The sequence below is a fragment of the Pseudomonas veronii genome, from assembly GCF_001439695.1.
Classification (GTDB): Bacteria; Pseudomonadota; Gammaproteobacteria; order Pseudomonadales; family Pseudomonadaceae; genus Aquipseudomonas; species Aquipseudomonas veronii.
Window position 1 is genome coordinate 83,137 of sequence record NZ_JYLL01000026.1, and the last position, 7,552, is coordinate 90,688.

The 7,552-nt window shown below is 54.6% G+C and carries 4 protein-coding genes and 1 pseudogene; 1 reads left to right on the top strand and 4 read right to left on the bottom strand.

What is annotated here, in order from left to right:
* Positions 1 to 50 precede the first annotated feature (50 nt).
* The 4 genes from TU80_RS24230 to TU80_RS24245 form a co-directional block, all read right to left on the bottom strand.
* Complete coding sequence (locus tag TU80_RS24230; protein WP_234427195.1) at positions 51 to 4,394, bottom strand: hypothetical protein; 4,344 nt, start codon at positions 4,392 to 4,394, stop codon at positions 51 to 53.
* A gap of 602 nt (positions 4,395 to 4,996) precedes the next feature.
* A complete protein-coding gene (locus tag TU80_RS24235; protein WP_003173733.1) occupies positions 4,997 to 5,212 on the bottom strand; it encodes a TOBE domain-containing protein in 216 nt (71 codons plus the stop codon).
* A 313-nt stretch (positions 5,213 to 5,525) separates the two neighbouring features.
* Positions 5,526 to 6,434 carry a FecR domain-containing protein gene (locus TU80_RS24240; protein WP_057005548.1) on the bottom strand — a complete coding sequence of 303 codons (909 nt, stop codon included), beginning with the start codon at positions 6,432 to 6,434 and terminating at the stop codon, positions 5,526 to 5,528.
* Positions 6,431 to 6,949 carry a sigma-70 family RNA polymerase sigma factor gene (locus TU80_RS24245; RefSeq protein WP_057005549.1) on the bottom strand — a complete coding sequence of 173 codons (519 nt, stop codon included), beginning with the start codon at positions 6,947 to 6,949 and terminating at the stop codon, positions 6,431 to 6,433. Before TU80_RS24245 ends, TU80_RS24240 begins: the two co-directional genes overlap by 4 nt.
* Before the next feature lie 359 nt (positions 6,950 to 7,308).
* Here TU80_RS24245 and TU80_RS24250 point away from each other — a divergent pair.
* Positions 7,309 to 7,552 (top strand): annotated as a pseudogene (locus tag TU80_RS24250) (ribonucleotide-diphosphate reductase subunit beta); the annotation flags it as partial.

Sequence of the window (7,552 nt, forward strand, 5' to 3'; positions counted from 1 at the left end):
CCTTCCCGGGGCCAGTCGTTCGATGGTGTTGGCCCACCCTTGGGCGTGCGTCAGGTTTGAGGATTACCAGTTTCAACCTTCACGCTGCTCACCTGCACAGTCCGGATGGATGAGCCCGCTTGGCGTGGCGCATTTATCACCATAGTCACACCGTCGTTGGTGATGAACATTGGTCGTGCCCGATCATCCTCCGTATCGCTGGAAAAGGCATTGTTGAAGACAAGTGCGCGGCTATTCCACGGCGTATCGCCGCTCGTATCAACGGATAAATCACCGGTGGGCGAAACACGCCAGCCAGAGAGTTGCGCAGCTGAATAGTCCAACCTGACGATACTGTTGCCCGGGTCCTCGATAATCACGTTCTCGACCGCTCTGTTCACGATATAGGTATTGTTGCCGCCCTCTCCCGTGATGCGGGCACCACCATTGATGATAATAACGTTCGCGCCGTTGCCGGTGAATAACACATCTTTTTGACCGTTGAGCGTGAACATATGGTTCTCATCATTACCCTGGATAAAACTTTGCCCTCGTTCAACCGTAGTCACATTGGAAAAAGACTGGAAATGCGCGATTTTCTTCACCCCTTCCGTATTCGATTCCTGGGTTTTTATCGAGATCGTATTCGTCTTGAAGTTAACGACGTGCCCCGCGTATCGGGCTACTTTGTCCGCTCCATCTTCTTTATAGGGGGTCGTTAGAGCGCCGGAAAATGACAGCGTATTACGTCCTCCGCCGCCATTGAGTGACGTCTGTCGAGGACTGAAACCATCCTTATCGGTTGTGGAGACTTGTTCAGCCTGTGCCAATGTCTGGCGCGCATCAGCGTTGAGCACTACTGTATCGTCTGCGTTCCCCCCGCTAACGCCTTTTTTGCCTGCGCCCAATAAAAAGTAGTTGGGTTTGGTTTCTATCCCTGTCACCCAATCATCCCCGTCGCCCATATCCCAAAGCGTGGCCTTGGTCTCCCCGGGCAGGCCTTCCACGGCGTTTATAGGCTTACCGTTCCATGATTTATGACCTGAAATATGATCATTACCCCCCGCGATTTCGACATGAGGTACCTGACCATTGACCGGGATCAAGTTCAACAGCCAGGTAATAGGTGAATACCAAAGTGAGGGCGTGAGCGGGACCTTACCCGGTACCAGTTTGGCCTCAACATCGGCAGAACCGTACACCACGCGTTCAAAATATTCTTTACCTGGACCGTCCAAAAACGCTTGATAACGAACCTTGCTCTGCTGTTCGTGCTCGTCGGCATATTTCTTTTCCAGATAGGGTTTTATGACATCGAATCCGGGTTCAAAGCCCAGAAACGACTTAACACCAATCGTGAATTTTTGCCCGTCGGTCAGCGGCGTATATTGATCAATTTCCTCTACAGTACGGACAGCGGAGTAAATCGATTGAGCAGCCATCAAGACCCCCGCAACGATGAGTCCGGCCGGTCCGGCAGCAGCGGCGCCCGCCATAAATGCAACGCCCAAGGTGATCGAAGTAACAGCCCCAGCGACTGAGAACGCACCGTTAACGTAGTGATCCTGAGCTTCTTTACCGGTACTGGCAGCCGCTTTATTGAACGAATCGACGGCATTGTAGATATCAAAAGGAACCGTGATGGTCGCAGCAACCCCACCGCCGACCCTCCCAACCATCTTTCCAATACTGGAGGATTTAAAGTTGACTATTGTCGGTGCCACACGACTGGCGGTCTTCTGCGCCACCTTATTGAGACCCGCCTCCACGCCCATCCCGACATATTCAGCCGCAACACTGCCCAGACCAACGGCCCCTTCCGTTGTATCGCCATTCTGAAGACTCTCTATAGAACTGCGCAGCGTTTGGAATGTGCCGAACGCCTGAAACCCCAGTCCCGCGGCGTTATTTTTTGCCCCCGACTTGCCGGGCGTTTCCGGGGAGAAAAAATCGCTGGGTATAGGCTTTTTACTTTGCTCAAGTTTCTTTATCTGGGCATGTTGTACAGATAAATCCCGCACTGAGTTTTGCAGCGATTCAAGTACAGGTCCGCTGTTTGCCGAACGGAACAGCGGCGCACTGTCGGTACTGCGGTGAGCGCCGATCTCAGCGATTACGTTTGTCACGCGATCGCCGACGTCACTCGAACTCCCTTTCAAATGAGCCTGAAATTTTTCAAGGTCGATCTGTACTTTGTTGATCAGTTGGTGACTATCCGCATCGCCGGGCAGCGGATTTTCAATAGGCTTGCCATCGATACTGGCGCCCAATTTATAAAGTTCGACACGACTTACGTTCAACTCACCAATGCGTACAGGGGGATGACTTACATCAAGTTTTTGCAGGCGCTCGACTTGCGCCGGGTCAATCGGTGCGGCGGGGGTGGACGGTGTAGAAGAAACGCTTTGTGGCGCGTCGCGTGGCGGGGAAAGCAGTTTGTCGAGCGAGGCCTGCGCCTGGCTGTCGAGTTTTCCGTCGTAGAGTCGCGCAGTAAAGCTTTGCTCCATAAAATCCAGGGGAGTTCTGCTCGCACGCGTACTGAGTTGATGGCCGCTTTCGCGAAAAGGCTCTTTGTTGTCTATTGTCGCGAGAAATTCATTGGGGTGGGCTCTGTAGTGGCTAAGCAACCCGAATTTTCCGGCAATGAGTGCGACCTGCTTCTGGGCTATACCGTCCCCGCCATTGGCCTTTGCTTGATGACCCACTCTATCAGCGACAGTGTTGTTACTCGCGGAAGGCGATGCAAAAAAGTCATCACCAATGATCAACGTGGGTTCGCGACCTAAACGTATCTGTGTTTCTGCTTGATCGCCCGGCCTGGCAATGACCACGGATATATCCGCACCTATCAACTTCCAAGTATTCGGGTCGCTCTGGTCAATCGTCTGCAGGGCAGTACTGATACCGTCTGCCACTTGCTTTGACCTGCTCGGGTCACTGTTCGCATCAGTGGTGATATTAATTTTCGCATACGGGCGGTACTCAGTTTTAACCTGTTTTTTTGGTCCGAGCTTATCCTTAGCCAGCCCGATACGGTCGTTTTCCATACGTTCAAAAACGGAGGGAAATTTAACGGGCGCGGCGGCCTCATTAATTGCATTTATCAGTTTTTGCTCAAGCGCCTTCATCGCCGAGACCTGATAAGAGTCTGGATGATTTTCGATAAATTGCTGCACATGGCCCAAAACGGCTTTCGTCTGGTGATACTGGGACATCCCTTTGGAAACGTGCAGTTTTTCCAGTCCCGTTACGACGTGCTCATAGTCCACCTGTACTGCGGGTTCCGGAGTCGACGTCTGGCCCCGAAAATGTTCAGCCAACGGCAGGCGGGAAGTATCAATCACCTTAATTTTTTCAAGATCGCCCAAAGGGGCGTCGTACATAAACCTGACGTCGTTTTGGGCAGGAGAGACATCAGAAATATAATCGGGATCAAACACACTGATTTTGTATTTCGGAGAACTAAAGTAACCCCCCTCCTCCATGGGTTTAAAAGAGCCTTTAAGTTCAGACCCTGCAAATACTTTTTTCAACCCCTCCTCAAAAAGCTCATAAGAAGAAAACTCCACCAACCCGTAATTCGGCTCTGCGAAGTAGTAAGTTCGATTATTATTGGCGTCCACCATCACACCGGCACTGACACGATGATTTTCCCCGCTGATCAGCAGCGTTTGAGTGGTTTTCGATTCCAACAGTCTAGGTGCAATATCAGTATACGGACCCAGTACGGATTTTTTGGGATCAGCTGCAAGTTCAATGTATTTTGTTTGTTCATGGACTTCAGCCAGCTTGTTGAAAAACTCCCGCGATTCAGGATCGTCCGGATTGGCAACCGCCTGGAAAACATTTCCCAAAAAAACATGTTGTTTGCCCTCAGCGACGGCCAACGAAAGAAGATGTGAGATACCTGAACATTGCCCTGGCGACAATCTGTTGATCATCGAAAGATAGTAACTTTGAGACATCGGCGTCACTTTCACGCCTTTGCCCGACATCACTTTCGAAAACAGACTGACATTGGCTTGAGTATCACCGATAACGCGCTGTTCACTCAGGCGTTGTATCGCCCCCAGTTGTTCGGGTGTTGTGGGGTGATCCACCGCCAATCGAAGGAGTTCCAAGTCGCTCATTGGGGCTGAATAACCTGGCAGAGAAACGGACGAGGGTGTGTTATAGCCTTTCAAGTAAGCGCTGGAATCAGGACTGGCCTTGGCCTGTACTACCTTATCATGAACTACTTTTAATACATCCTCATCCTTAACCACAATGGAAACAGGAGACGTCGGTTCCGTATCCTCACGTCGTACACGACTATGCCCGGGTGACTTTTGTAGGGTGTCATGCGGAGCTGAAGGATCTCGAGTAAGTTCATCGTCTAAACGAAACGACACACCCGCAGAAGAAGATATATTCATGAGTAATTCCGGTATGATATTATCGACTAAACCTCCCTGTATAGATGAATGCCCTGATCGGAAAACACTAGCAAAGCAAAAAGCATTCAACTGTCAGACTTATCTGTTTACCGTCATTGTCGTTTGAAACAATATATTTCGACTGAACGCCTGAAACTCAAACACTAAAGAATACGCGCGACCAATGCCCTTGTTCCCTTCCACCCAAGATCGGTACGCAGCTCCATACGCGGCTCAAAAACAGCGCCAACAGTAAGAAGGTCGAAACCCACAACGACACTCCCAAACTGTTTGACTACCGGCAGCGCCCCCTTACTAAGTTCCAGGCATTTATCTTATTTTATGCCCTGCACCAACGCTCATAAAAACCATGCACCCTTTGAATATTCCGACAGGCTCAACTCAGCCAGGACTTCGAGTCCCTCTGCGGCGTAGTTGCCAACCAGAACACCGGCGACCAGAGCCTCGGCGTCAACAGCGCCGCCCCGACAAAACTGGACGATCACACATCCCTCGACCAGCCCTTGGGTGATCCGCTACGGAGACTGATTTGCGGCCGCCATCGCCGGCAAGCGGGCGCCTACAGTGAATTACGCAAGTCTTTAGAGTTTGGCGATGGAAACTTCAGTCGATTTCACAAAGGCAATCACTTCACTGCCCACCTTCAACTCCAGGTCACGCACCGAGCGCGTGGTGATCACTGAAGTAACGATGCCGGACGCGGTCTGCACGTCGATTTCCGACACCACTTCCCCCAGCAGAATCTCCTTGATCACGCCCTTGAACTGATTACGCACGTTGATCGCTTTAATGGTCATGTCGGCTTTCCTTTTGGCTGTTAGGTCGATCTGCACGAATGTGCAGAGCCTCAAAGTGCGCCACCCACAAAAACATTAAAAGGAATATATAACTATTTGTTTATTCCATATGGGTATATCGAAGCTGTTTCACCGCCAACAGTCGATCAACAGCTTGCCCTCCCCACTACAACCTTCTCCGCTCGAAACCACGTAAACATGCGTGGGCTGGCCTTGCAACCACGCGAAGCCGTCAGCCTGCTGGGCCCCAGTGTCTGAAACCTTCCGTCGAAACGAAACAAAACAACTGCCACATTTTTGATCGCCAGTGTCTTCAAGTGAGTGTGACCCAATACCGCGTCCGCGCCTGCACCTCGAACCCTAGACTCGAGGCCAGCAGGCTGAGGATGCGGTCGGTGTCATCCAGGCGAAAACTGCCCGTCACCCGCAACGTCTCCAGGTTCGGCGCCCAGCGCAACACGCCTGGGCGATAGCGCGCCAGCTCACGCAGAAAATCCCCCAGCGCCTGGTTCTGTGCAGTCAGCACGCCGTCGCGCCAGCCCAGTTGCAGCACATCGAACGGCACCCACGCACCGAGCCCGCCGGCGCTCAATGGCGCTTGCTGGCCGTCCTGCAACGTCGCCAGTTGCCCGTTCACGTCGCGCACCTGCACGCGGCCCTTGAGCACCGACACCCGGCAGCCGGCAGCCAGTTCGCGCACGCACACCTCGGCCTGACTGACCCGCACTTCGCCGTAGCGCGTGCGTAGCGTCATCGCGTGTGCGCCCGGCACGTTCAGCGCCAGTTCGCCGTCCACCAGCGTGATGCGCCGTTGCGCCGGGTCCACATCCACGGCCGTGGCGGTATTCAGTTGCAGGCTGCCGCCCTCGGCCAACGGCAGGCGCCTGCGCTCGCCGGTGGCGGTGTGCAGGTCGGCGCGCCAACTATCTATAGGCAACTGGCGACTGATCAACCAGGCCGTCGGCACCAGCGCCGCCACGCCCAACGCACGCTTGAGCAACGCCCGCCGCCCCACTTGCGGGCGGTCGAGGCTGGCCATCGCCAACGCCTGGGGCAGCGCGCTGAAGCGCTGGCGCAGGGCCTGGGCTTTCTGCCAGGTGTGTTCGTGCTGCGGATGACTGTCGCGCCAGTGCTGCAACGCGGCATGATCGCGTTCAGTGGCCGACCCCGATTCCAGCAGCGCAAGCCATTGCGCGGCCGCTCGCGCAACCTCACGGTTCACAGGTCCACCAGCAGGCAATGTTCATAGGCTTGCGCCATGTAACGCTTGACCGTGCGCTCCGACACCTCAAGTCGCTCGGCAATCTCCCGATAGCCCAGGCCGTCCAGCTGACTCCAGAGAAACGCCCGGCGCACCAGTGCAGGCAAGCCGTCGAGCAATTCATCCAGGGCTTGCAGGGTTTCCAACACCAGCCAGCGCTGCTCGGGAGATGGCACGCAGGCTGGCGGCAGGTTGCCAAGAGCCGTCAGATAAGCCTGCTCAAGGCTGCGGCGCTGATGAAAATTGACCAGCAGGCGCTTGCCCACCGTCACCAGATAGGCCCGCGGTTCCTGCATCTGCCCGAGCGGCTGGGCACTGGCGAGCACCCGCACGAAAGTGTCCTGGCTCAGGTCAGCCGCATCCCAGGCATTGCCCAGGCGCCGCCGCAGCCAGCTTTCCAGCCAACTGCGATGGTCGCGATACAGGCTCGATAACGTCGGTTCGGCGGCGTGCGAAGGGACAACAGCATCATTCATGGCAAGCAACCTGCGCAGCGCGATTGAGTCTCAAATGAGATTAATTCTAATTAATATCGCGACGAGACACCACGTTCTTTTCAACGGGGCGTTCATACGGGCATCAAAGGCCAGTGAACCCAGGCTTTGCCACCACAGGTGCGCCTGGCAGCGACCTAAAACCGCACACGTTGTCCGTTGACCATGCTGATCACACCCCATATAGTGTGCCCACGCCAACAAACAACCACTACATAGTGTGCGAACTCGTAAAACGCTGACCACACTATGCGCAGTATTTCAATGCCTTGAAGCCTGCAAATCACTTATTTTTGGACGGGTTCACACACCGTCAGCACAGACCAGGAAGGAGTATTTCAATGCTGAGTTGGGATGAAGTCGACAACGAAGACACCGGTGCAGCGGTGATCAGAGGCGCCAACGCCGGCCACGCCACCGAAGCCAACATGGACCGCCTCGACGGTGCCGGCGCCGCCGCCGCCATCGAAGCCCGCGCCGTCACCGCCAACGACTCCGCCGCGATCATCCGCGCCAAGGCTGCCCTCGACAAACTCGACATCGCCGAAGGCCTCGCCGAGCTCGAAGGCGCCTCCGCCCGCGTCG

Coding starts and splice junctions, on each gene's coding strand:
- TU80_RS24235 (WP_003173733.1), bottom strand. CDS start 5,212: ATGACCATTAAAGCGATCAACGTGCGTAATCAGTTCAAGGGCGTGATC.
- TU80_RS24245 (WP_057005549.1), bottom strand. CDS start 6,949: ATGAATGATGCTGTTGTCCCTTCGCACGCCGCCGAACCGACGTTATCG.
- TU80_RS24230 (WP_234427195.1), bottom strand. CDS start 4,394: ATGAATATATCTTCTTCTGCGGGTGTGTCGTTTCGTTTAGACGATGAA.